Below are 24,314 nucleotides of genomic sequence, written 5' to 3'. Positions count from 1 at the left end.
ACGCGGTACCGACGGGGTACCCTGTCGGCGATGTTCAAGAGCGCAAGGCTCGGCAGCCAGTTGGCCCTGGTTTGCGCGGGGCTACTGGCTGCATGTGGATCGTCGGAGTCGGCGGATCTGTCCAGCGCCGACATCGCCCGCGTCAAGGACGTGCGCTCGAGTTTCGGTCCGCAGTTCAAGGTGACCGAGGTCGCGCCGACGGGGATCGACCCGCGACTGCTCGGACGGCCGACGCTGCCCGAGGGGATGAAGTTCGATCCGGCCGACTGTGGGTCCTTCGCCACCGCACAGGTGCTGCCCGATGGGGTGAAGGGCAATATGGCCGCCACCACCGCCGAGGGCGACGGTAACCGGTTCATCGTCATCGCGGTGGAAACCTCCGAGCCCGTTCCGGTCAACCGTCCCGCCGACAACTGCGAGCGGGTGGGTTTCGCCGGTGGCGGCATGCGAGGCCTGGTGGAGGTCGTGGAGTCGCCGCAGATCGAGGGCGCCGAGACGATGGGGTCCCATCGCCTGCTGCAGACGATCGTCAACGGCAAGCCGGGCGCCGGGGAGATCTACAACTACATCGCGAGCTTCGGAACATTTCTTGTCATCGTCACCGCGAACCCGTTGGTGCTGCCGGACAAGCCCGTCGCGCCCGTCGACACCCAGCGCGCCCGCGACCTCCTCGTGTCGGCCGTGGGGGCGGTCAAGGGTTAGCGGACGTCGTGCGGGCGGAACTGGATGCTGATCCGTGGGCCGGTCGGTCGGGACGTCTTCGGGATCGCGTGTTCCCAGGTGCGCTGGCACGAGCCACCCATCACCAACAGGTCACCGTGGCAGTGTTTGAGGCGTAGCGACTTGCCGCCCCCACGCGGTCGCAGCGCGAAAACCCTTGTGGCGCCGAGGCCGACGATGGCGACCATGGTGTCCTCGGTGCTGCTGCGGCCGATCGTGTCGCCGTGCCAGGCCACGCTGTCGTCGCCGTCGCGGTAGAGGCACAACCCGGCGGTGGTGAAAGGTTCGCCGAGTTCACCCGCGTACGCATCGTTGAGACGGCGCCGGATTTGTTTCAGCCGCGGGTGCGGAACCGGCGCGGCGTCCTGTTCGGCAAAATCCCAGAAGCTGACCAGCCGGGGCACATCGAGCACGCGGTCGTACATCTGCCGTCGCTCGGCGCGCCACGGGATGACGTCGTGCAGCTCGGTGAACAGCGAGTCGGCGTCCTCCAGCCACCCGGACCGATAGTCGATCCAGGCGCCGTCGCCGAGATGCCGTCGTTCAGCGTGCTCGAACAGCGAGCTCTGTAGAGCCAGCTCCATGCCCGCGAGTTTATCGCACAAGCGTTCGAATTCTCAGAGGCGCACAGCTCCTGGTCCCTCGCCGGCCAGGACATCGCCCGGATTGGAGAGCGCGCAGGTCTTCAGGCTCAGGCATCCGCAGCCGATGCAGCCGGTGAGATTGTCGCGTAGCCGCTGCAGATGCAGGATCCGGTCGTCGAGGTCTTGGCGCCAGCCGGCGGACAGTTTGGCCCAGTCCTTGCTCGTCGGGACGCGGTCGGTGGGCAGGGTGGCCAGTGCGTCCCGGATGCGGGCGAGTGGAATGCCGAGGCGTTGGCTCATTCGGATGAACGCGACACGACGCAGCGTTTCACGGGCATAGCGCCGTTGATTGCCGCCGGTGCGCTTGCTGGTGATGAGCCCTTCGCGTTCGTAGAAGTGCAGCGCCGAGATGGCGACGCCACTTCGAACGGACATGTCCGAGGGCGTGAGTTCGTGTAGCAACTCCATGACCTCAACCCTAGTTGAGGTAGCCGTGCGCGCCATGCGCGATACGGTGCTAGATGTGACGACGCTGGGCTGTGACTCCGAGGTCGGCAGGCTGCGGGCGGTAATCCTGCACCGGCCCGGTGCCGAATTGCAGCGGCTGACTCCGCGCAACAACGACAAGCTGCTTTTCGACGGGCTGCCATGGGTGGCCAAGGCACAGCGCGAACACGATGCGTTCGCCGCCCTGCTTGCTGCGCGTGGTGTCGAGGTGCTGTTGCTTGCCGATCTGCTGACCGAGGCGCTGGCCAAGAGTGGTGCGGCACGGATGCATGGCATCGCGGCTGCTGTCGATCCGCGACGGCTGGGACTGCCGCTGGCGCAGGAGCTTTCGGCCTACCTGCGCACGCTGGATGCTGCGCCGCTGGCGTCGGTGCTGATGGCCGGAATGACGTTCAACGAGTTGCCGTTCAGCGGCGGTGAACTGTCGTTGGTGCGGCGCATGCATCACGGTGGGGATTTCGTCATCGATCCGCTGCCGAATCTGCTGTTCACGAGGGACTCGTCATTCTGGATCGGTCCGCGGGTGGCGATAACGTCGTTGGCCCTGCCCGCGCGTGTTCGCGAGACGTCGCTGACCGATGTGATCTACGCGCACCACCCGCGATTCCTGGGTGTCCGGCGGGCGTACGAGTCGCGGTCCGCGCCGGTCGAGGGCGGCGACGTGCTGCTGCTGGCGCCGAAAGTGGTCGCGGTGGGGGTGGGGGAGCGGACCACGCCCGCGGGGGCAGAGGCGCTGGCGCGCAGCCTGTTCGACGATGACCTGGCGCATACCGTCCTCGCTGTGCCGATAGCCCAGGAGCGGGCGCAGATGCACCTCGACACGGTGTGCACGATGGTCGACGTCGACGCGGTGGTGATGTATCCGAACATCGTGGAGTCGCTGTCGGCGTTCACGATTCATCGCGACGGTGCCGGTGGTGTGCGGATCGACGACGCACGGCCGTTTCTGGTCGCCGCGGCCGAGGCGATGGGCATCGAGAAGCTGCGGGTGATCGCGACGGGGTTGGATCCCGTGACCGCGGAGCGGGAGCAGTGGGACGACGGCAACAACACGCTGGCGGTGGCGCCGGGCGTGGTGATCGCATACGAACGCAACGCCGAAACCAATGCGCGGCTGGCAGATTCGGGCATCGAGGTGTTGCCGATCGAGGCTTCGGAGCTAGGCACCGGGCGCGGCGGCCCGCGCTGTATGTCGTGTCCCGCGGCACGAGACCCGCTCTAGATTCGGCTGCGTCATCGCTATCGACGAAATGCAGAGAAAGTGTGAGTAGCGGCCTGCATTTCGTTGATACCGATGCACTAGCTCCAGGACGGCAGCCAGATCTGCATGTTCCAGGTGGCCTGCGAAATGGGAATGCCCGTCAGGATCGGGTACATCCACGCGAAGTTCGTCAGCACGAGCGCGACGTAACAGCTCACCGCTATCAGCCCGAGCGTTCTTCGCTCGGAGTTCTGATTCGGTTTGTACAGAATGTCGCCGAGAATCAACGCGATCATCAGCACGAGGAACGGCGCCATCGTCGCCGCGTAGAAGAAGTACATCTGCCGATCGATGTCGGCGAACCACGGCAAGAACCCGGCGCTGTAGCCCACCAGGACCGCCGCGAAGCGCCAGTCGCGCTTGACGAAGGTCCGCCACACCGCCCACGCCAGCACCGGCACCGCGATGAACCACATCGCGGGCGTGCCCACCAGCATCACGGCCTTCACGCACGACTGATCCCCGCAGCCCGGCACGTTCTGGTTGTCGATCGCATAGAGCACCGGTCGCAGCGACATCGGCCACGTCCACGGCTTGGATTCCCACGGGTGGTGATTACCGTCGGCGTTGGTCAGACCGGAATGGAACTTGTACGCCCCGTACGTGTAATGCCACAGCGAGCGAACCGCGTCGGGCAGCGGCAGGATGCTGTCCTCGCCGATGTCTCTGCCGACCGCATGCCGGTCCACGCCGGTCTCCGAGGCGAACCACGGCGTGTAGGACGCCAGGTAGACCCCGAACGGAATCAGTACCAGCGCATAGAGCGACGGGCCCAGATCGCGCCGGAACGCACCGAGCCACGGCCGCGGGACGCGATACTGCTTGCGCGCGGCGATGTCGAACGCCAGCGTCATCACCCCGAAGAACGCGACAAAGTACAGCCCGGACCACTTTGTCGCGCAAGCCAACCCGAGCAGCACCCCGGCGCCGAACCGCCACCACCGCACGCCAAGTCGCGGCCCCCACTGCGTTTCGCCGATGCGGCCCTCGAGCAGCGCCACATGCATGCGCTCACGGACCTGGTCGCGGTCGACTATCAAACAACCGAACGCTGCCACCACGAAGAAGACCAGGAACCCGTCGAGCAGCGCGGTGCGCGCGGCGACGAAGCTGACCCCGTCCGCGACGAGCAGCAGCCCCGCGATTCCGCCGACGACGGTGGACCGGCTGATCCGCCGCGCGATCCGCACGACGAGCAGCACAGTGATGACCCCGCAGACGGCTCCGGCGAAGCGCCAGCCCAGGCCGTTGTAACCGAACAACCACTCGCCGAGCGCGATCAGCTGCTTGCCCACCGGCGGGTGCACCACCAAGCCGTAGCCGGGGTTGTCCTCGAGGCCGTTGTTGTTCAGCACCTGCCACGCCTGCGGCGCGTAGTGCTTCTCGTCGAAGATCGGCGTTCCCGCATCGGTGGGCGAGCCGAGGTTCAGGAAGCGCGTCACCGCCACCAGCGCGGTGACGACGGCGGTCATCGCCCAGCCCTGGAGACGGTCCAGCGGGCCGAAGTCGGCGACCGGGACCAGCGGCGCGGGGCTGATGACGGGGACCGCGCGCGAGGCTTCGGTTGCGGGGGCGGTCACGCAAGCGATCGTAGGCTGTGCTGATGAGGATCCCTCGGTCACTCCGCTCCTGCCCGCCGGAATGACCCCCGGAAGACTGCTTATCGGCGCCACGCCGCTGGGTCAGCCCTCGGATGCGTCTGCGCGGCTGGTCAGCGCCCTGGCCAGGGCTGACCTGGTCGCCGCCGAGGACACCCGACGGATCCGGACCCTGGCCCAGGCGCTCGAGGTCAAACCCGCGGGCAAGATTGTCAGCCTGTACGACCAGAACGAGGCGGCGCGGGTTCCGGCGCTGGTCGCCGAGATCGCCGCCGGCGCGACAGTTCTGCTGGTCAGTGACGCCGGCATGCCCCTGATCAGCGATCCGGGATACCGGTTGGTGTCCGCCTGTATCGACAGCGGGTTGCCGATCTCGTGCCTGCCGGGCCCTTCCGCGGTGACGACGGCGCTGGCGGTGGCGGGTCTGCCGTCGGAGCGGTTCTGCTTCGAGGGTTTCGCGCCACGCCGGCACTCGGCGCGGATGACGTGGCTCGCCACACTGGCCGTCGAACCGCGCACGTGTGTCTTCTTCGAGTCGCCCCGGCGGCTGGCCGAGACGCTCGAGGACGCCGTCGAGGCGCTGGGCCCCGACCGCGAGGTCGTGGTCTGCCGCGAGCTGACGAAGACGCATGAGGAGATCGTCCGCGGCTCGCTGGCCGAGCTCTCCGACTGGGCGAGGGAGGGGGTGCTCGGCGAGATCACGGTCGTGCTGGCGGGTGCGACGCCGAAGGCGGATGTGGAGTCGCTGGTGTCGCAGGTGCAGGACCTCGTCGAGCAGGGCATGCGGGTCAAGGATGCATGCGCGCAGGTGATCGCAGCGAATCCGGGCTCACCGTCGCGACGCGAACTCTACGATGCGGTTCTGCGCTCTCGTGAGTGAAGGAGTCGATAGGTGAATACAGCGCTGTTCGTGGTCCTCTTGGTCGTCGGCATTCTGGCCCTGTTGGTGCTGATCTGGATTCCGATCCTGGTGTGGTTGCGACGTCGCAGCAGCGCTACTGCCGAGCAACTGAGCGCAGAGATCGAAGGCGAATCGGTCCTCCGCGCGCCGGAGAAAGGTTCCTACCGCGGGTCGACAGCGCCGGGATTCCCCGCGGTCAAGAACACCGGGCTGATTGCGCTCACCCAGCGGCGGCTGGTCTTTCGAACTCTCACCGGTCATTTGATCGACGTTCCGGTCGAGTCGATCACCGGTGTACGGCAAGCCGCGGTCTTCAAGGGTTCGGTCGTCGGCGGACAGACACATCTGATCGTCCAGACCGCGGCGGGTGAGATCGGTTTCTACGTTTTCTCGGGCATCTCCGAATGGATCGCCGCGCTCGAGACGTTGGTACCCGGCCAGCGGATGTAGCCGTCGGCGGAACGACGCCCCTCACGGTCAGCGAGGCTGCGTTCCAAGTGTTAAACGCGCCACTGCGCGAGCATGGCCATCCGAATCGGCGTATCACGGAGTGAGGCGCGTACCGAGGAGGATCTGTGAAAGTCATTGGCTTGGAGGAACATTACGTCACTGCCGAGGTCGTCGAAGCTTGGGCCAACCTTGATCCGCGCTGGCAAGATCCTGTGGTGGCGGGCTCGGCTGGGCTGAGACAACGCCTTCTCGAGATCGGCGACCAGCGCCTGGACGCGATGGACGAGGCAGGCATCGACGTTCAGGTGGCCTCGCTGACGTCGCCGGGACTCTGGAACCTCGCTCCGGCCGTCGCGAGGGCACTGCAGTCTGACTGCAACGATCAACTGGCCGACGCGGTGCGCGCGCATCCCGATCGACTGCAGGGATTCGCCACCCTAGCCGCTCCTGATCCCGACGCCGCGGCCGACGAACTCAGCAGGGCGGTAATGACTTTGGGGTTCAACGGCGCGCTGGTGATCAGCCGGGTGCGCGGAATGCCCATCGACAATTGGGATTTCTGGCCGGTATTCGAGGCCGCCGAGCACCTGCGCGCGCCGCTCTACCTTCACCCGCAGTCGCCTCCGCCGGCGGTCCGCGACGCGTACTACTCGGGCTTCGACGACATCGTGAGCGCCGCCTTTGCCACCCACGGCGTCGGCTGGCACTACGACACCGGTGTGCAACTCCTGCGACTCATCCTGGCCGGTGTTTTCGACAGGTTCCCCGATCTTCAGGTGATCTTGGGCCACTGGGGCGAAATGGTGCTGTTCTTCCTGGACCGCATCGACAGGATGGCAGAGACCAGCCACCTCGAGCGACCCGTGTCGGAATACCTGCGATCGAACGTATTCATCACCCCCGGAGGGATTTTCAGCACCCGCTACCTGCGCTGGGCACTGGAGGTCGTCGGCGCCGATCGCATCATGTTCGCCGCAGACTATCCGTTCGCACCCACCGACGACGGCGCTGCGCTGCGCTTCCTCGGCGAGCTGGCTGACGCCGATCGGAACAAGATCGCTTCGGGCAACTGGGATCAGCTGTGCGCGGGCATCCGCCGCTGAGCTCCGATGTCGATGAACGGCGCGGCCTTGTGCAGACACTCATCCCACTCCCGGTCGGGATCTGAATCCGCGGTGATACCGCCGCCGACACCGAGTACCGCGTTACCGTGAGCGTCGAACTCGACGGTGCGAATCGCTACGTTCAGCTCGCACCCGGCGATCGGAGAGGCTAAGCCGACTGTGCCGCAGTAGATTCCGCGGCGTTTCTGCTCCCAGCCAGTGAGCAGCTGGCGGGCGCGCAGCTTGGGCGTACCCGTGACCGAAGCGGGCGGGAAGGTGGCGTCGAGCACCGCCTCCATCGGCATGTCGACGTCGACCCGCGCCGTTACCGTCGATACCAGGTGCCACACCCCCGGCGCCGGACGTACGGCCAGCAGCTCGGGAACGGACACACTGCCGGTTACCGCGACCCGGCCCAGATCGTTGCGGACCAGGTCGACGATCATGATGTTCTCCGCGACGTCCTTGACGGACGCGCGCAGTTCCGCCGGATCAGCGTGCCGCGGCAGCGTGCCCTTGATCGGACTCGACGCCACCGCATCGCCGCGCCTGCGCAGAAACAGTTCAGGCGACAGCGAGGCAACCGCGCCCCAGTCGCCCGCCAGAAACGCGGCGCGCGCCGGCGAGGTTCGGGCCACGGCGTCGGCGAAGAAATCGATGGCGGCGGTGCCCGATGTCGCCGGGGCGGCGATTCGGCCTGCGAACTGTGTGCACACACACGCCTGGTAAACCTCGCCCGCCGCGATCGCCTCGAGGCACGACGACACGCCGCGCCGGTGCGCCTCACGATCCGCCGCGCCCCAGGTGATCGTGCTCGAGGCCGGCGCCACGGGTTCGCGCAGCGCTTCGGACACCCAGCCGGGAAGCACTGCACCGGAGAGGCTTTCGTGCCACCACTGCCCATCGTCGTCCTGGCGCAGCACGCAATCAGACCAGCCGCCCGCGGCCTCGGGTATGCGTGGGCCGCGCCCATCGGCGCCGGCGTCGGGGTATGAGAGGTAGCCGAACCATCCACCGCCGACGGCATCACCGGACATACCGGGGGATACCTCGAACACCTCGGATGGCCCGACGGGCGTCACGTCCACCGACGGCGCGATGACCGCGCCAGAACCGAACCACTCGCCGATCAGGGCGGCCGGCGGCGGCAGACCGCGCCGTCGAGTCCCGCCGGCCAGCGCGCGCAGCACCGCAGAGGCGCTGCCCAGCTCGCCGAGTCGATCGATCCGCACACCTCAAGCGTGTCAGAAGCTACCGGCTGATCTCCCGCGGGATATCGACGCCGGTCAGTTTGTCCGGGTTGCGCATCGCATAGAAGTGGCTGATCCGGCCCTCGGTGATCTCGACGGTGATGATGCCTTCGAAGCTGTCACCCAGGTAGAGCTTGAGTGCGGGGGCGTTGTTGTACATCGCGGGCTCCACCCGGCCGGACTCCCCGGCCAGGCGCACGAGACCGATGACCAGCTTGGCCACCCGTTCAGCGCCCGTGACGGGTCGGCGCGCCGCGCTGACCTTGCCGTCGCTGTCGGCGGTCCACACCACGTCGCTCGAGAGCATCTCGATGAGCCCGTCGACGTCACCGGTCGAGGCCGCGGCGAAGAAGCGCGCGGTGATCTCCATGGAGAGTTTGGGGTCGACGGGCTCGAAACGCTTGCGCCGCGACTGAACATGCTCGCGGGCGCGGTGGGCCATTTGGCGAACCGCGGCCGCGGATTTGCCGATCGTGTCGGCGATCTCGTCGTGGCTGAAGCCGAAGACCTCGCGCAGCACGAACACGGCGCGCTCGTCCGGGCTCAGGGTCTCCAAGACGACGAGCATCGCCATCGAAACCGATTCGGCCAGGATCACGTCGGACGACGCGTCTGTGTTGTCGCCGGTCTCCAGCAGCAGCGGCTCCGGTAACCATGGACCGACGTAGTCCTCCCGCCTGCGAGACTGCGCCCGCAGGGCGTTGAGGGACTGCCGGGTGACCAACTGGGCGAGGTAGGCCTTGGTGTCCCGCACCGTCGAGAGGTCTACCTCGGCCCAGCGCAGGTAGCTCTCCTGCAGCACGTCGTCGGATTCAGTTGCCCTGCCGAGAATCTCGTAGGCGATGGTGAACAGCAGCGGCCGCAGTTGCGTGAATCGTTCGGCGTGTTCCTCGGTCACGGTCGTACCGGCTGACCTGCTGACTCCAACTGCTGCTGCCGCTTACCGCCCTTGAGCCAGAAGTAGCTTCCCGGCTTGCGCGCCTCACGCTGAAGGAAGCTGACGGTTCCCTTGCACACGGCCTCCTTGATCGTGGCTGCGGTGCGCCCGCCGATATGCAGCGGCATCACGGTGTCGTCCAAGTGCGCGAGCTGGACCAGACCGCCTTTGCGCCCGAGGCTGATGCACTGGCCGGTGAACGCCTGGTTCAACCGTTTGGGCTCGGTTCCCGCGATGCGGCTGAGCACCGTATTCGCGGCTTGTGCGCCCAACGGGATCGCGGCCTGGCAGCTCATCCGCAACGGTAGGTTCGACGGCGCGGCCGCGTCGCCGGCGGCGATGATGCGGGGATCGTCAACGCTGGTGAGGGTCTCGTCGGTGAGAAGGCGACCGGCCGCATCGGTGCTCAGGCCGCTGCTCGTGGCCAGATCGGGCACGCCGAAACCGGCGGTCCAGATCGTGACCGCGCTGGCGATCGTGCGTCCGTCGGCCAAGATCACCGAGGCGGGCAGCACCTCGGTCGCGGTGGATCCGGGTCCGTCGACAATGGTGACGCCGAGCCGGGTCAGCCTCTTGGCGGCCGCCCGGCGACCACGAGCGTGCAGGTACGGGCCGAGGACTCCGCCGCACACCAGAGTGACGCGACGCCCCTCCTCGGCGAACTCAGCGGCCACTTCCAGCCCGGTGGGACCCGCGCCGATAACCGTGATGGGCGCATCGTCGCCCGCAGCGTGATATGCCGCCTTCAACTGCCTGGCGTGCTCGAGTTCCGAGATGGGATAGGCGTATTCAGCGGCTCCGGGGACAACCGGGACCGCCCCGTGGCTGCCGATGGCGTAGATCAGATAGTCATAGCCCAACGCGCCACCGCCTGAGAGCTCGATCCGCCGCTGCGGTGCGTCGATGCGTGTCACGGAGTCGACGACCAGCTCAATTCCCTTGCCGAGGATCTCCGAATAGTCGACCACCGCATCATCGGTGCCGGTCACCAACTGATGCAGCCGGATCCGCTCGACGAACTTCGGCCGCGGGTTGACCAGCGTGATGTCGACGTTCTCATTGAGCCGCAGGTGGTTGGCCGCGAGCACACCGGCGTATCCGCCGCCGATCACGATGACGCGGGTCTTCTGTTCGGTCATGTCAATCTCCTCGGGTCATCCTCGCTCTCCGCCGGCCCCGAATGTGGCCGTTCAGCTTTGAGCTGGTCTGTCCTCTAGACACCGTGGCAATTCAGAGTGTGACAGTCCGGGCCCGATGTGGCCGACGTCACTATCGACTGATCTCCCGCGGGGTCGTGACCCCGGTCAGCTTGTCGGGATTACGCATTGCGTAGAGATTCGTGATCCTGTCGTCGACGATTTCGAACACGAAGATGCCCTCTAGGTGGTCGCCGTCGTAAATCACCGTCGCCGGCGCGCCGTTGTACACCGCCGACTGGAACCGAAGGTCCGGCATGGTCTTGGCCACGCGGAACAGTTCGGCCATGAGCGCGGCCACCCTTCGCGCGCCCGAAACCGGCCGGCGAATCCCGGTCACCTTGCCGCCGTGGTCTGCGGTCCAGGTCGCCCCCGGCGCCAGCAGCTTCAGCAACCCCTCCATGTCGCCGGTGGCCGCCGCGGTCAGGAACTGCTCGGTGATCTGTGTGGTCCGCTTGGCGTCGACGGGTCCGAACCTCTTGCGTCGGGCATGCACGTGTTCGCGGGCGCGGTGCGCCATTTGGCGCACCGTCCCCGCGGATTTGTCGACGGCCCCTGCGATTTCGTCGTACTCGAAGCCGAACACCTCGCGCAGCACGAACACCGCGCGCTCATCGGGCGTGAGCGTTTCGAGCAGCACCAGCATCGCCATCGAAACCGATTCGGCGAGAACGACATCGGAGGAGGCATCGCCCGTGTCCACCAGCAGCGGTTCGGGAAGCCACGGCCCGACGTAATCCTCCCTGCGGCGCGCGCCGTCCCGTAACGCGTTGAGCGCCTGTCGGGTCACGAGTTGTGCCAGATACGACTTGGTGTCCCGCACCGTCGCAAGGTCCACCTCCGCCCACCGCAAATAGCTGTCCTGCAGCACATCGTCGGCTTCGGTTGCCGAGCCGAGGATTTCGTAGGCGATGGTGAACAGCAGCGGACGCAGGAGGGTGAACCGCTCGGCATGTTCGGCGCCGGCCGAGCCGGCAGTTTGACCTGCGGAGGTGGTCACGCTTCCTTGACCACCTCTGGAGCGAACGCCGGCCGCTCAGGCCGGGCGCCGCCCTTGAACCAGAAGGTGGAACCGGGCTTGCGGCCCTCGCGACGCATGCCCCACAGCGTGCCCTTGCAGATCGTCTCCTTGAGTCGAGCGCCCACGCGCCCGCCGATGAAGAGATTCACCGGGGTATCGTCCTGGCGGCCCAACTGAAGGATTCCGGCGCGCCTACCCAGGCTGGTGCACGACCCCGGGATCCCGTAGGCGAGCGGTGTCGGGGAGATGCCGGCGATGCGGTTCAGCACGGTATTGGCCGCCTGGGGGCCCAACTGCGAGGCAGATGCGCAGCACATCCGCAGCGGCACCCCCGACGGGGAGGCGCAGTCACCGGCGGCCACGATGCGATCGTCGTCGATGCTGGTCAGGGTCTCATCGGTGAGCAGCCGGCCCAGCTCATCGGTGTGGAGGCCGCTCACCGCGGCCAGTTCCGGCACACCGAAGCCCGCCGTCCAGATCGTCAACGCGCTCGGGCGCACGGCCCCGTCGGCGAAGACGACCGCGTCGGACCGGACCTGCGTCACGATGTCGGACTCGAGCACCGTCACACCCAGCTTGCGCAGCACCTTGGCGGCTGACCTCCGCCCCGGCTCCGACAGCGACGGCGCCAGCCGGCCACCGCAGACCAGCGTGACCCTGCGGCCCTGCTCGGCCAGCTCGGCGGCGGTCTCGACGCCGGTCAACCCGGCGCCGACGACGGTGACCGGCGCATCCGGATACACGGTGGCGATGGCGGTGCGCAGACGCTGTGCCTGCTCGAATTCCGCTATCGGATAGGCGAATTCAGTGGCGCCGGGTACCGATGCGGGCACTGCGCCGGTGCTGCCGACCGCGTAGATGAGGTAGTCGTAGCGCAGTGCACGGCCTGAGGCCAGCTCAACGGTGCGGTTGGCGGCGTCGATGCGCGTCGCAGTGTCGACGACGAGACCTATGCCTTGGCCGAGCAGTGTGCCGTAGTCGACTGCCGCGTCGTAGTCGCCCGCCGCGTGCTGGTGCAGCCGGATCCGCTCGACGAACTTGGGGCGGGGGTTGACCAGCGTGATGTCGGGCATCTGCCAGGTGCCGCGCATCCGCAGATGGTTGGCTGCCAGTGTTCCCGAGTAGCCGCCGCCGATGACGACGACCTTGGCCGCGGCGGGCCGCGAATTAGTTGTTGTGGTGGTGTGTCGGGTCATGTCCTCAAGACACCTCCCGCCCGCCGAGCGTGACAAAAAGTGACGTGCGTCACTCCAGTATCAACGCGAACGTGGGTTACCCGCACACCTTCCGGCGATGCAGCGTGCGGGTAACCCACGTTCGTCGAAAGATCTCACTCCGCCTGATGACGCGGGAACACGCCGACTGGGGCGGGCAGTTGAGTCCCGGGTGCGATCCGCGTGCCGACCGATGCGAACGTCCGCTGATCGTCGGCCTGGCCCAGCAGGTCGAGCATTGTGGCCATCGACTCGGGCATCACCGGCTGACTCAGCAGCGCCGCGATCCGCACCGTCTCCAGCGTCGTGTAGAGCACGGTGCGGAATCTCACCTCGTCGGACTTGCGCAGCACCCACGGCTCCTGTGCGGAGAAGTACTTGTTCGCCGCTCCGAGCACCGACCAGATGGCCTCCAGCGCCAGATGCATTGCGGTGGCGTCGAAATGCGCGCGCACCCGCTCGAGCAACCCGTCGGCGGCATCCAGAAGCTGTAGGTCCTCCACGGTGAATTCGCCTGGCTCAGGCACGATTGCGTCCAGGTTCTTGGCCACCATCGACAGCGAACGCTGCGCCAGGTTGCCCAGCTCGTTGGCGAGGTCGGCGTTGATGCGGCCGATGATCGCCTCCTCGCTGTAGCTGCCGTCCTGGCCGAACGGCACCTCCCGCAGGAAGAAGTAACGCACCTGGTCCACACCGAAGGCGTCCACCAACGCGTTCGGATCGACGACGTTACCGACCGACTTGCTCATCTTCTCGCCGCGGTTGAGAACGAAACCGTGCACAAACACCTTGCGCGGCAACTCGATTCCCGCCGACATCAGGAAGGCGGGCCAGTAGACGGTGTGGAACCGGATGATGTCCTTGCCGATCATGTGCAGATCGGCCGGCCAGAACCGCTGGAACATCTCCGACGAGGTGTCGGGGAATCCGACGCCCGTCAGATAGTTCGTCAGCGCGTCGACCCATACGTACATCACATGGTCGGGGTGGTCGGGCACCGGTACGCCCCAGTCGAACGTCGTGCGGGATATCGAAAGATCGCGCAGCCCGCCCGAGACGAAGCTGACCACCTCGTTGCGCCGCACGCCTGGCTCGATGAACTCCGGGTGCGCGTCGTAGTGCGCCAGCAGCTTCTCGGCATAGGCCGACAGGCGGAAGAAGTACGTCTGCTCTTCGGTCCACGTCACCGGGGCGCCGGTCTCGGTGGCGATCCGCACACCGTCGGCGTTGACGCTCGTTTCACCCTCGGTGACAAAGCCTTCGTCACGCACCGAGTACCACCCCGAGTACGTGTCGAGGTAAATGTCGCCGGCCTCGTTCATCCGCTTCCAGATCTCGATCGACGCCGCATAGTGGTCGGCGTCCGACGTCCGGATGAACCGGTCGAACGAGATGTTGAGCTTCTGCTGCATCCGCTCGAAGACATCTGAGTTGCGCCGCGCCAGCTCCGCGGTCGGAATGCCAAGGGCGGCCGCCGTCTCCGCCATCTTCTGGCCGTGGACGTCGGTGCCGGTCAGGTAGCGCACGTCGTAGCCGTCCAGACGCTTGAACCGCGCTATCGAATCCGTCGCGATGTACTCGTAGGCATGCCCGATGTGCGGGTCGCCGTTGGGATAGGCGATGGCCGTAGTGATGTAGTAAGGGTCCCCGGGGGTGCGCGCCCTCGCGCCGGGGGAAGACAGGGTGCTCATTTGTGGGTCAGCTTATTGTGTGGCGGTGAGTGACAAGCGTTCAGCCAGACGGGAGAAGCCCCCGGCCCCGGAACGACTGGCACCCCTGATCGACGCGCACACCCACCTCGATGCCTGCGGTGCGACCGATGCCGAGAGCATCCGCACGATCGTCGACCGGGCCGAAGCCGTCGGCGTGCAGGCCGTCGTGACGATCGCCGACGATCTCGACTCCGCGCGCTGGGTCACCGACGCCGTCGACGCCGACCCGCGCGTCTATGGTGCGGTGGCGCTGCACCCCACCCGCGCCAAAGCGCTCACCGACGAGGCCAAGGCCGTCATCGAGGGGCTGGCCGGGCATCCGCGGGTCGTCGCCGTCGGCGAGACCGGCATGGACACGTACTGGCCGGGCAAGCTCGAGGGGTGCGCCGACCCCGCGACCCAGCGTGACGCGTTCGCCTGGCACATCGACCTCGCCAAGCGCGTCGGCAAGCCGCTGATGATCCACAACCGTGACGCCGACGCCGAGGTCCTGGACGTTCTGGCCGCCGAGGGTGCTCCCGAGACCGTGATCTTCCATTGTTTCTCGTCGGATGCCGCGATGGCCAGGACGTGTGTGGCCAGCGGCTGGCTGCTCAGCCTGTCCGGAACCGTGAGCTTCCGCAATGCCACTGGCCTGCGTGAAGCGGCGTCGCTGATCCCCTCCGAGCAACTCCTGGTCGAGACCGACGCGCCGTTCCTGACTCCGCACCCGTACCGCGGTGCGCCGAATGAGCCCTATTGCCTGCCCTACACTGTTCGTGCGCTCGCCGAACTCCTCAACAGAGCCGCTGAGGACGTTGCGCAAGAAACCACTTCGACGGCTGCCCGTGCCTACGGGCTCGCGAGTTGCTGCGCGTGAGCGTTTTCGTTACCGTCTTGTGATCAAACTCGGTGGGCTTCTGCAGGTAGGCCCATCGACCGATAGTCGGGATAGACGACGTTTTGAACATCTTGAATAAGATCCACCAGGAGCGGTCGCCGTTATTGCGCCTCGTGGTCGGGGTGACGTTGCTTGCGCTGACGTTCGCGGGTGGATTTGCAGTTGCTACGCACAAATCAGTAACCCTGGCCGTCGACGGAACTTCCATCACCGTGGACACCATGAAGTCGCGCGTTATCGACGTCGTCACGGAGAACGGTTTCGACGTTGGCGAACGCGACGACCTTTACCCGGCGGCCGATCAGACGGTGCATCAGTCCGACACGATCGTGCTGCGCCGTAGCCGTCCGCTGCAGATCTCCACGGACGGCCGGGACAGTCGTGAGGTGTGGACGACCGCGTCGACAGTCGATGAGGCGCTGAGTCAGCTGCAGATGACGGACAAGGCGCCCGCTGCGGCGTCGCGCGGCAGCCGAGTGCCGCTAGCAGGCATGTCGCTGCCGGTGGTGAGCCCCAAGACCGTTCAACTGTCCGACGCCGGTGTGGTCCGCACGGTGCACCTGGCCGCGCCGAACGTCGCCGCCCTGCTCGAGGCGGCGGGCGTGCCGCTGCTGCAAAGCGACGAGGTGGTGCCTGCCGCGTCCTCGCCGGTCGTCGACGGAATGCAGATCGAGGTGAAGCGGATTCGGATCGAAAAGGTCACCGAACGCGCGCCGTTGCCACCGGCGAATCACCGCATCGAAGATCCTGAACTCAACATGAGCCGTCAGATCGTGGAGGATCCCGGTACGCCGGGAACGCAGGACGTGACGTTTGCCATCGCAAAGGTTAATGGCGTCGAAACAGGCAGGATGCCAGTAGCCAATGTCGTAGTTGTTCCGGCCCGCGACGGCGTCCTTCGAGTCGGCGCCAAGCCCGGTACCGAGGTCCCGGAAGTCAACAACGGATCTACCTGGGACGCGCTTGCTCGGTGCGAAGCAGGAGGTAATTGGGCCATCAACACCGGCAACGGATATTACGGTGGCGTTCAATTCGACCAGAACACCTGGGAGCGCAACGGTGGTCTGAGGTATGCTGACAGGGCTGATTTGGCAACCAGGGAAGAGCAGATCGCGATTGCTGAGGTCACTCGGGCACGACAAGGGTGGGGTGCGTGGCCGACGTGTAGCGGGAGGATTGGTGCGCGCTGACCATTCGATTACTCGGGCGGACCGAGATACGACACCTGGCGAGAGAGATTGATTTCCGGCCACGCAAATCGTTTGGCCAGAACTTCGTCCATGACGCCAATACCGTTCGTCGAATCGTTTCGGCGTCCAGCGTCAATCGGCACGATCACGTTCTCGAGGTCGGCCCGGGCCTGGGCTCACTGACGCTTGCCCTGCTGGACCGGGGCGCACGCGTGACGGCGGTGGAGATCGATCCGGTGCTGGCCCGACAGCTGCCCATCACTGTCGCCGATCATTCGCACAGCGAGATCAACCGGCTGACGGTGCTCAACCGCGACATCCTGAACCTGCGTCGCGACGAAATCGCCGACGAGCCCACGGCTTTGGTCGCCAACCTTCCGTACAACGTCGCAGTGCCCGCGCTGCTGCACCTGCTGGCCGAGTTCCCCTCGATCCGCACCGTGATGGTGATGGTTCAGGCCGAGGTCGCCGAGCGTCTCGCGGCCGAACCCGGTGGCAAAGACTACGGCGTGCCGAGCGTGAAGGTCCGGTACTTCGGCAACGTCCGGCGCTACGGCATGGTCTCGCCGACGGTGTTCTGGCCGATTCCGCGGGTCTATTCCGGCCTGGTGCGCATCGACCGGTACGAGAAGTCGCCGTGGCCGACCGACGAAGGCTTCCGCGAACGCGTGTTCAACCTCATCGACATCGCGTTCGGGCAGCGACGTAAGACCTCGCGCAACGCCTTCGCCGAATGGGCGGGCTCGGGCAACGAATCGGCCAGCCGGTTGCTGGCGGCGAGCATCGATCCGTCCCGCCGCGGCGAGACGCTCTCGATAGCGGACTTCGTCCGACTGCTGCAACGGTCGGAGGAAAGTCAGGAGTCGATTCCGGCCGAGCCGAAGCCGGTCGTTCACCATCGGCATCCGCGCGACGGTTCCTTGCACGTCTGATCCGGGCGCCTACTGCAGCGCCCGGGTGATCAGCGAGACGAATTCACGGCAGGACGCGTAGCGGTCCTCCGGCGCCTTCGCGAGGGCTTTCGTCACGATTGCGTCGAATACTCTTGGCAGCCAGGTAATTTCACGTGACCAACGTGGTGGCGGCGTGTGCAGGTGTGCGTCGATGAGGCCAAGTCCCGACGAGGCTGTGAACGGTGGCGATCCGGTGATCAGTTCGACGGCGGTGCATGCCAGCGCGTATTCGTCGGTGGCTCCCGTCGGCGCGTGTCCGGTGATCAACTCCGGCGCCGCATAGGGGAGCGACGCTTCGATCTGCGTGGATCGGTGGGTGATATCGTCGGTGACCGCATGGGCGACGCCGAAGTCGATCAGGACAGCACTGGAAAGATCTTGGCGGACAAGGATGTTCGCGGGTTTCACGTCGCAGTGCACGATCGCGCGGTTGTGGGTGTAGTCGAGCGCGTCGGCGATCTGTTCGAGTGCGGCGAGACGCTTGGTCATGGTGCCCACGGCGACGATCCCGCCGCCGGTGACAAGTTCCATCGACAGCCACCCGGTGCCGCGTTCGTACACCGTCACGATGTGGGGATGGGCTAGGCGACGGGCGAATTCGAACTCGCGGCGCAGTCGCGCAATGTGGGTGAGATCGCGGTGGCCCTGGTCGAGGACTTTCAGCGCCACGTCCCGATCCCGGGCGCGCGCCCGGTACACCGTCGCATGGCCGCCGCGGCCCAGCGCCTCGTAGACGATGTGACCTTCAAACTCTTCGCCAACGGAGAGCACGCCCTCAGACTATGGGTTTGATCGGCGAGGTTGACCTGCTCAGACGGCTCCTGGGTGCGGTCTCCTCCGATAGTGTCGTCTGGTGTCCAACGGCAACACCGCATCCGAATGGGTTCCGACCGGATCGGTGACTGTGCGGGTGCCGGGCAAGGTCAATCTGTACCTCGAGGTCGGAGATCGCCGCGACGACGGCTATCACGAGCTGACCACTGTGTTTCACGCGGTTTCGCTGCTCGACGAGATCACCGTGCGCAACGCCGACGTGCTGTCGCTGGAGTTGGCGGGAGAAGGCGCAGACACGCTGCCGGCCGACGAACGCAACCTCGCGTGGCGCGCCGCCGAACTGCTCGCCGAACATGTCGGGCGCGCACCCGACGTGGCGATCACGGTCGAGAAGTCGATCCCCGTCGCCGGTGGCATGGCAGGTGGCAGTGCCAATGCCGCGGCTGTGCTCGTCGCGATGAACACGCTGTGGGAGCTGGGGGTGCCGCGGCGCGACCTCCACGTGCTCGCCGCGCAGCTGGGCAGCGACGTCCCCTTCGCGCTGCACGGCGGCACCGCACTGGGTACGGGTCGCGGCGAGGAACTGGCGACGGTACTGGCCCGCAACACTTTTCACTGGGTGCTGGCCTTCGCCAAGGGCGGGCTGTCGACGCCGTCGGTGTTCGCCGAGATCGACCGCCTGCGTGAGACGGAGCGCGACGCGCCGCCGCGCCTCGACGATCCAGAGCCGCTGCTGGCCGCCCTGGCGTCCGGCGATCCCGCGGAGCTGGCGCCGCTGCTCGGCAACGACCTGCAGGCAGCTGCGCTGTCTTTGGATCCCGAGCTGCGTCGCACCCTGCGCGCGGGCACCGAGGCCGGGGCGCTGGCCGGCATCGTCTCGGGCTCGGGACCGACGTGTGCCTTCCTCTGCTCGTCGGCGTCCTCGGCCGTCGACGTCGCCACCGAGATGGCCGGTGCCGGTGTCTGCCGGACCGTGCGCGTCGCCAGTGGGCCCGTGCAGGGGGCACGGGTGGTGCCCGCGCCGTCGGCCTCCGTGTGACGCGCCACGCGCTTCGCAAATGACGGTGTGACTCAGGCCTCAATGCCCGCCAGATTTTGGCAGGTCCTTAAGAAATGTTTAAGATGATCGACGGTGAAAACTAGCGGTCATCCTTTGGACGCGGCATTCGCGCCCGCCGGCAACATCGGCGGGCGACTTGTCATAGCCGACCGCTCACCAGAGGCATCACCAATTCGAGACGCAACCGCTCCCCAATTGTGTGCGCGCCTCCTGGAAAGCGCCTTTGATCAGGCGGAGCATTACATCCGGGCATGTCCTGTTCGGAAACCGAGGAGGTTGTCGTGAGCCGTTTCACCGAGAAGATGTACCGAAACGCCCGCACCGTGACAACGGGCATGGTCACCGGTGAACCGCACGAGCCAGTTCGACACACCTGGGGTGAGGTTCACGAGCGGGCCCGCGCCGTCGCCGGTGGTCTGGCGGAGGCCGGAATCGGACTCGGCGATTCGGTCGGCGTGCTCGCAGGCTTCCCGGTCGAGATTGCGCCGGTAGCGCAGGGCCTGTGGATGCGCGGCGCCTGCCTGACCATGTTGCACCAGCCCACGCCCCGGACCGACCTCGTGATCTGGGCCGAGGACACCATGAACGTCATCGGCATGATCGAGGCCAAGGCCGTCATCGTCTCCGAACCGTTCCTCGTCGCGATCCCGGTCCTCGAGGAAAAGGGCATCACGGTTCTGACCGTCGCCGACCTGCTGGCGTCGGACCCGATCGACCCCATCGAGGTCGGCGAGGACGACCTGGCGCTGATGCAGCTGACGTCCGGATCCACTGGGTCTCCCAAGGCGGTGCAGATCACCCACCGCAACATCCACTCCAACGCCGAGGCCATGTTCATCGGCGCCGAGTACGACGTCGACAAGGACGTCATGGTCAGCTGGCTGCCCTGCTTCCACGACATGGGCATGGTCGGCTTCCTCACCATCCCGATGTACTTCGGCGCGGAGCTCGTCAAGGTCACGCCGATGGACTTCCTGCGCGACACCCTGCTGTGGGCCAAGCTCATCGACAAGTACAAGGGCACAATGACCGCGGCCCCGAACTTCGCCTACGCGTTGTTCGCCAAGCGGCTGCGGCGCCAGGCCAAGCCGGGCGAGTTCGACCTGTCGACGCTGCGGTTCGCGCTCTCGGGCGCCGAACCCGTCGAGCCCGCCGACGTCGAGGATCTCTTGGACGCGGGTAAGCCGTTCGGTCTGAAGCCCGACGCGATCCTGCCCGCCTACGGCATGGCCGAGACCACCCTGGCGGTGTCGTTCTCACCGTGCGGCGCCGGCCTGGTGGTCGACGAGGTCGACGCCGACCTGCTCGCGGCGCTGCGCCGCGCCGTGCCCGCCACCAAGGGCAACACCCGGCGGCTGGCCTCCCTCGGTCCGTTGCTGACGGACCTCGAGGCCCGCGTCATCGACGAGCACGGCAACGTCATGCCCGCCCGCGGTGTCGGCGTCATCGAACTTCGCGGCGAGTGCCTGACACCCGGCTACATCACCATGGGCGGCTTCATCCCCGCCCAGGACGAGCACGGCTGGTACGACACCGGTGACCTCGGCTACATCACCGAAGAAGGCAACATCATCGTGTGCGGCCGCGTGAAGGACGTCATCATCATGGCGGGCCGCAACATCTACCCGACCGACATCGAGCGTGCCGCCGGCCGCGTCGAGGGCGTCCGGCCGGGCTGCGCCGTCGCGGTGCGACTCGATGCCGGTCATTCGCGGGAAACCTTCGCCGTCGCCGTGGAGTCCAACGCCTGGCAGGACCCGGTCGAGGTGCGTCGCATCGAGCATCAGGTCGCCCATGAGGTGGTGGCCGAGGTCGACGTGCGGCCGCGCAACGTCGTCGTGCTGGGGCCGGGAAGCATCCCGAAGACCCCGTCGGGCAAGCTGCGCCGCTCCAACTCGGTCTCGCTGGTCACCTAGAACCTGCGCGACCTTTTCCCTGCTCGCGACCGACCGTGTCTGTACGTGACACGCCGCGCAGATATGGCATTTTGCGGTCGCTCGCCGAGGAAATCCATTGGCTGCGCGTCGGAGCTCGTCGCTACGGTTGGCCCATGACCTCTCCGGCCATCGAGGCGATCGACCTCGTGAAGAAATTCGGTGACAACGCCTCCGAACGACCAGCTGTCGACGGCGTCAGCTTCGTGGTGCCGCCCGGCACGGTGCTGGGCCTGCTCGGTCCCAACGGTGCGGGTAAGACCACCACGGTCCGGATGATGACGACGCTGACGGTCCCCACCAGCGGAACCGCGCGGGTGGCGGGATACGACATCCGCGAGCAACCGGACATGGTGCGCCGCAACATGGGCCTCACCGGACAGGTCGCCACCGTCGACGAGCTGCTGACCGGCCGCGAGAACATCCGGATGATCGGCGGTCTCTACGGCATCGGTCGTCGCGACCTCGAACGCCTGGGAAATCAACTGTTGGAACAGTTTTCGATCGCCGATGCCGCCGACCGGCCGGTCCGCGGGTACTCCGGCGGCATGCGGCGACGGCTCGACCTCGCGGTCAGCTTGATCGCGTCACCGCCGGTGCTGTTCCTCGACGAGCCGACCACGGGTCTGGATCCGCGTAGTCGCAGCGAGCTGTGGGAGATGCTGCGCGGCCTCGTCGCCGAGGGCACGACACTGCTGCTCACCACGCAGTACCTCGAGGAGGCCGACCAACTCGCCGACGACATCGTCGTCGTCAATCACGGCCGGATCATCGCGCAGGGCACGCCGCTGCAACTCAAAGAGCAGGCCGGCAATGCCAGCCTGGTCGTCACCGTCTCGCACGCCACCGACCTGCCCGCGGCGCGGGAGCTCATCGCGCGTACCGGCGCCGAGGTCCACGTCGACGTTGGTGCACGGCAACTCACCGCGGCGGCCAACGGCATCGCCGACCTGACCCGGGTCGCGGGCTGGCTGCAGGAGCGCGCGATCGAGGTCGACGACATCGGCCTGTCCCGGCCCAGCCTGGACGACGTGTTCCTGTCCCTGACCGGCCATCGCGTCGAGGGCGACGAGACCGAGGAGGTCAGCGCATGACCACCACCGAGAGCGAGAAGCGCGACACCCTGGAACGGCCCCGGATCCGCCAGACGAACATCGTCGAGCAGTCGTGGATCATGGTCAAGCGCAACATGATCCACACCAAGCGGATGCCTGAGATGTTGAGCGACGTCACGGTGCAGCCCATCATGTTCGTGCTGCTGTTCGCGTTCGTGTTCGGCGCGTCGATCGCCACCGCCGGCAGCGCGTCCTACCGCGAGTTCCTGCTTCCCGGCATCCAGGCGCAGACCATCGTGTTCACCGCGTTCGTGGTGTCCACCGGAATCACCGCCGATGTCGAGAAGGGCATCATCGACCGGTTCCGATCGCTGCCGATTCGACGGTCGGCGGTGTTGATCGGACGGAGCATCGCCAGCCTGCTGCACTCGTCGATCGGTGTCGTGGTGATGGCGGTGACGGGGCTGTGCATCGGATGGCGGATCCGCGGCGGCCTCGTCGACGCGGTGCTCGCCTTCGCGCTGATCCTCGTATTCGGCTTCGGGATGATCTGGTTCGGCATCCTGATCGGCTCGCTGATGCGCTCGGTCGAAGCGGTCAACGGCGTGATGTTCACCGTTCTTTTTCCAATCACGTTCCTGGCCAACACCTTCGCGCCGACTGAGCCCATGCCGCGCTGGCTCCGTGTCATCGCCGAGTGGAATCCGGTGTCGTCGCTGACCCAGGCGGTGCGGGAGCTGTGGGGCAACGGTCCGCCCGCCCCGCCGGAGGCACAACTACCGCTGCATCACCCGATACTCGCGACGATCCTGTGGTCGCTGGCGATCACCGCGGTGATCGCCCCGTTCGCGTTGCGGGCGTACGCGCGCCGCACGGGCGACTAGGAGCGGATCGCGTCGACCGTCCACGCGGGCAGGATCGGCGCGCGAGTGAGGAAATGGTCGGCCTGTCCGTTGCGGCGCAGCAGCGACTGCATGCGCACGATGCAGCAGCCCATGCGCACCATCGCGAAGACCTCGTGCCAGCCCAGGTGCTCGAGTTTCCGCCCGATCATCTCCTCGAACCTGCCCACGACCGCGGCGCGGCTGTCGAAGCCCGGCAGTTCCGGGTCGGCATCGATCCCGTTGACCTCCAGCATCTGCTTGCGCGAGGCCAACCACCACCCGAAGTCCGTCTCGACCGGACACAGGCAGGCCTGCTCCCAGTCCAGTGCACCGACGATCTGGCCCATATCGTCGAAGATGCCGTTCGACGGCCGCGCGTCACCCCAGCAGACGCTCAGTGCGCCACCATCCTCGGGCTGTCCGCGGCGCAGCCAGGTGAACGCCTCGGTCATCAGGTCGGGGACCTGATTGTCGGTGCCCCACCGCACATACTCCAGCCACCAACCGATTTCGGCGGAGATGCCGACACCTGCGGGCCGCGACAGCCACGACGCCTCGCTCACCGGCACCGCCGTCAGCCGCACCAACGTCTCGAGAAACGAATCGTGCACGCGGCGCTGGACGTCGGGCCCGGCATCCCGCAGCCACCCCTTGACGGCATAGGTGAAATCCGATGGCGTGTGTCCGACGATGCGGGGCATCACCATGAACTTCGAGCCGATCCAGGTCCGGTCGGGCTCGTAGTAGATCGGCGAAGGCGTCGGGACGCCGTATTCGTGGAGCAGTTCCTGCGTCAGGGTTTGGGCGCCCAGGTCGTATTCGCGGAAGATGCCACCGCCCGCGGGCGGAATCCTGATGATGTAGTCATGTGTCTCGCCGTCGACCGTCGCGGAGAACATCAGGCTCTCGCTGGAGAATCCGCCGGCCCGGTTCGCTGCAACCAGTTCCGACACGACCGCAACATCTCCGAACTTGTGCTCGCACCACTTCTGCAGTTGCGCACGGGCGGCGGCGAGGTCGCGTTGGACGAGCGTGATCCCAGCCATGGGAACAGGGTTACATAGCAGGCTTTGGTTGTAAAGATTGCAAGCTTTACGTTTGGAACTACATGTGTAATACGACGTGACGGT

Annotated in this window: 23 protein-coding genes; 12 read left to right on the top strand and 11 right to left on the bottom strand. The window is 66.5% G+C overall.

Going from position 1 to position 24,314, the window contains the following annotated elements:
• Positions 1 to 30: 30 nt before the first annotated feature.
• On the top strand, positions 31 to 702 hold the full coding sequence (locus G6N42_RS16670) for a DUF5642 family protein (protein ID WP_163730583.1): 672 nt from the start codon (positions 31 to 33) through the stop codon (positions 700 to 702).
• Here G6N42_RS16670 and G6N42_RS16665 read toward each other — a convergent pair.
• Together G6N42_RS16665 and soxR are read right to left on the bottom strand one after the other, a co-directional pair.
• On the bottom strand, positions 699 to 1,304 hold the full coding sequence (locus G6N42_RS16665) for an alpha-ketoglutarate-dependent dioxygenase AlkB (protein ID WP_163730582.1): 606 nt from the start codon (positions 1,302 to 1,304) through the stop codon (positions 699 to 701). The genes G6N42_RS16670 and G6N42_RS16665 overlap by 4 nt on opposite strands.
• A gap of 33 nt (positions 1,305 to 1,337) precedes the next feature.
• Positions 1,338 to 1,772, bottom strand: a complete 435-nt coding sequence (gene soxR / locus G6N42_RS16660) for a redox-sensitive transcriptional activator SoxR (RefSeq protein WP_163730581.1) — start codon at positions 1,770 to 1,772, stop codon at positions 1,338 to 1,340.
• Between the two features lie 34 nt (positions 1,773 to 1,806).
• Here soxR and arcA point away from each other — a divergent pair, with 34 nt between their 5' ends.
• A complete protein-coding gene (gene arcA, locus G6N42_RS16655) occupies positions 1,807 to 3,033 on the top strand; it encodes an arginine deiminase (protein WP_163737689.1) in 1,227 nt (408 codons plus the stop codon).
• A gap of 77 nt (positions 3,034 to 3,110) precedes the next feature.
• Here arcA and G6N42_RS16650 read toward each other — a convergent pair whose 3' ends face one another.
• On the bottom strand, positions 3,111 to 4,652 hold the full coding sequence (locus G6N42_RS16650; protein WP_163730580.1) for a dolichyl-phosphate-mannose--protein mannosyltransferase: 1,542 nt from the start codon (positions 4,650 to 4,652) through the stop codon (positions 3,111 to 3,113).
• Positions 4,653 to 4,713: 61 nt separating this feature from the next.
• On the opposite strand from G6N42_RS16650, the gene rsmI reads away from it, so the two are divergent.
• The 3 genes from rsmI (at position 4,714) to G6N42_RS16635 (ending at position 7,124) form a co-directional block, all read left to right on the top strand.
• A complete protein-coding gene (rsmI, locus tag G6N42_RS16645) occupies positions 4,714 to 5,550 on the top strand; it encodes a 16S rRNA (cytidine(1402)-2'-O)-methyltransferase (RefSeq protein ID WP_163730579.1) in 837 nt (278 codons plus the stop codon).
• Between the two features lie 12 nt (positions 5,551 to 5,562).
• Entirely contained in the window at positions 5,563 to 6,021 is a 459-nt protein-coding gene (locus G6N42_RS16640) for a hypothetical protein (protein WP_163730578.1), read from the top strand.
• Positions 6,022 to 6,146: 125 nt separating this feature from the next.
• Complete coding sequence (locus tag G6N42_RS16635; protein ID WP_163730577.1) at positions 6,147 to 7,124, top strand: amidohydrolase family protein; 978 nt, start codon at positions 6,147 to 6,149, stop codon at positions 7,122 to 7,124.
• On the opposite strand, the gene G6N42_RS16630 is transcribed toward G6N42_RS16635, so the two are convergent.
• From G6N42_RS16630 to metG, 6 genes are all read right to left on the bottom strand, one after another.
• Positions 7,097 to 8,356 (bottom strand): aminodeoxychorismate synthase component I, encoded by a 1,260-nt coding sequence (locus G6N42_RS16630; protein WP_163730576.1) that lies wholly within the window; start codon positions 8,354 to 8,356, stop codon positions 7,097 to 7,099. The two genes, G6N42_RS16635 and G6N42_RS16630, sit on opposite strands and share 28 nt — an antisense overlap.
• Positions 8,357 to 8,375: 19 nt before the next feature.
• Positions 8,376 to 9,272: an RNA polymerase sigma-70 factor gene (locus G6N42_RS16625; protein WP_163730575.1), complete on the bottom strand. Its 897-nt coding sequence runs from the start codon at positions 9,270 to 9,272 to the stop codon at positions 8,376 to 8,378.
• Positions 9,269 to 10,450 carry an NAD(P)/FAD-dependent oxidoreductase gene (locus tag G6N42_RS16620; RefSeq protein WP_163730574.1) on the bottom strand — a complete coding sequence of 394 codons (1,182 nt, stop codon included), beginning with the start codon at positions 10,448 to 10,450 and terminating at the stop codon, positions 9,269 to 9,271. The genes G6N42_RS16625 and G6N42_RS16620 overlap by 4 nt, the downstream gene beginning before the upstream one ends.
• Before the next feature lie 130 nt (positions 10,451 to 10,580).
• On the bottom strand, positions 10,581 to 11,507 hold the full coding sequence (gene sigJ, locus G6N42_RS16615) for an RNA polymerase sigma factor SigJ (RefSeq protein WP_163730573.1): 927 nt from the start codon (positions 11,505 to 11,507) through the stop codon (positions 10,581 to 10,583).
• Entirely contained in the window at positions 11,504 to 12,724 is a 1,221-nt protein-coding gene (locus G6N42_RS16610; protein WP_163730572.1) for an NAD(P)/FAD-dependent oxidoreductase, read from the bottom strand. Before G6N42_RS16610 ends, sigJ begins: the two co-directional genes overlap by 4 nt.
• 134 nt (positions 12,725 to 12,858) lie before the next feature.
• Entirely contained in the window at positions 12,859 to 14,433 is a 1,575-nt protein-coding gene (gene metG / locus G6N42_RS16605) for a methionine--tRNA ligase (protein ID WP_163730571.1), read from the bottom strand.
• A 25-nt stretch (positions 14,434 to 14,458) separates the two neighbouring features.
• Here metG and G6N42_RS16600 point away from each other — a divergent pair, with 25 nt between their 5' ends.
• From G6N42_RS16600 to rsmA, 3 genes are all read left to right on the top strand, one after another.
• The gene (locus G6N42_RS16600; RefSeq protein ID WP_197905539.1) at positions 14,459 to 15,313 is read left to right on the top strand and encodes a TatD family hydrolase; all 855 of its coding nucleotides are present in this window, start codon (positions 14,459 to 14,461) and stop codon (positions 15,311 to 15,313) included.
• Between the two features lie 83 nt (positions 15,314 to 15,396).
• Complete coding sequence (locus G6N42_RS16595; protein ID WP_163730570.1) at positions 15,397 to 16,524, top strand: resuscitation-promoting factor; 1,128 nt, start codon at positions 15,397 to 15,399, stop codon at positions 16,522 to 16,524.
• Complete coding sequence (gene rsmA / locus G6N42_RS16590; RefSeq protein WP_163737682.1) at positions 16,521 to 17,456, top strand: 16S rRNA (adenine(1518)-N(6)/adenine(1519)-N(6))-dimethyltransferase RsmA; 936 nt, start codon at positions 16,521 to 16,523, stop codon at positions 17,454 to 17,456. Before G6N42_RS16595 ends, rsmA begins: the two co-directional genes overlap by 4 nt.
• Positions 17,457 to 17,465: 9 nt before the next feature.
• Here the strand turns inward: rsmA and G6N42_RS16585 are convergent, their stop codons facing one another.
• Entirely contained in the window at positions 17,466 to 18,248 is a 783-nt protein-coding gene (locus tag G6N42_RS16585; protein ID WP_163730569.1) for a serine/threonine-protein kinase, read from the bottom strand.
• 82 nt (positions 18,249 to 18,330) lie between these two features.
• Between G6N42_RS16585 and G6N42_RS16580 the strand changes: the two genes are divergently transcribed.
• The 4 genes from G6N42_RS16580 to G6N42_RS16565 all read left to right on the top strand — a co-directional run bounded on the left by G6N42_RS16580 (position 18,331) and on the right by G6N42_RS16565 (position 23,184).
• A complete protein-coding gene (locus G6N42_RS16580) occupies positions 18,331 to 19,290 on the top strand; it encodes a 4-(cytidine 5'-diphospho)-2-C-methyl-D-erythritol kinase (protein WP_163730568.1) in 960 nt (319 codons plus the stop codon).
• A 302-nt stretch (positions 19,291 to 19,592) separates the two neighbouring features.
• Positions 19,593 to 21,227, top strand: a complete 1,635-nt coding sequence (locus G6N42_RS16575) for a fatty acyl-AMP ligase (RefSeq protein WP_163730567.1) — start codon at positions 19,593 to 19,595, stop codon at positions 21,225 to 21,227.
• Positions 21,228 to 21,361: 134 nt separating this feature from the next.
• A complete protein-coding gene (locus G6N42_RS16570; protein WP_163730566.1) occupies positions 21,362 to 22,339 on the top strand; it encodes an ATP-binding cassette domain-containing protein in 978 nt (325 codons plus the stop codon).
• Positions 22,336 to 23,184 (top strand): ABC transporter permease, encoded by an 849-nt coding sequence (locus G6N42_RS16565; RefSeq protein ID WP_163730565.1) that lies wholly within the window; start codon positions 22,336 to 22,338, stop codon positions 23,182 to 23,184. Before G6N42_RS16570 ends, G6N42_RS16565 begins: the two co-directional genes overlap by 4 nt.
• On the opposite strand, the gene G6N42_RS16560 is transcribed toward G6N42_RS16565, so the two are convergent.
• Entirely contained in the window at positions 23,181 to 24,230 is a 1,050-nt protein-coding gene (locus G6N42_RS16560; protein ID WP_163730564.1) for a phosphotransferase family protein, read from the bottom strand. The genes G6N42_RS16565 and G6N42_RS16560 overlap by 4 nt on opposite strands.
• Positions 24,231 to 24,314 lie beyond the last annotated feature (84 nt).

This window comes from Mycobacterium gallinarum, from assembly GCF_010726765.1.
Taxonomy (GTDB): domain Bacteria; phylum Actinomycetota; class Actinomycetes; order Mycobacteriales; family Mycobacteriaceae; genus Mycobacterium; species Mycobacterium gallinarum.
Note: the sequence above shows the minus strand (reverse complement) of the source record. Positions and strands in the feature narration are given on the sequence as shown.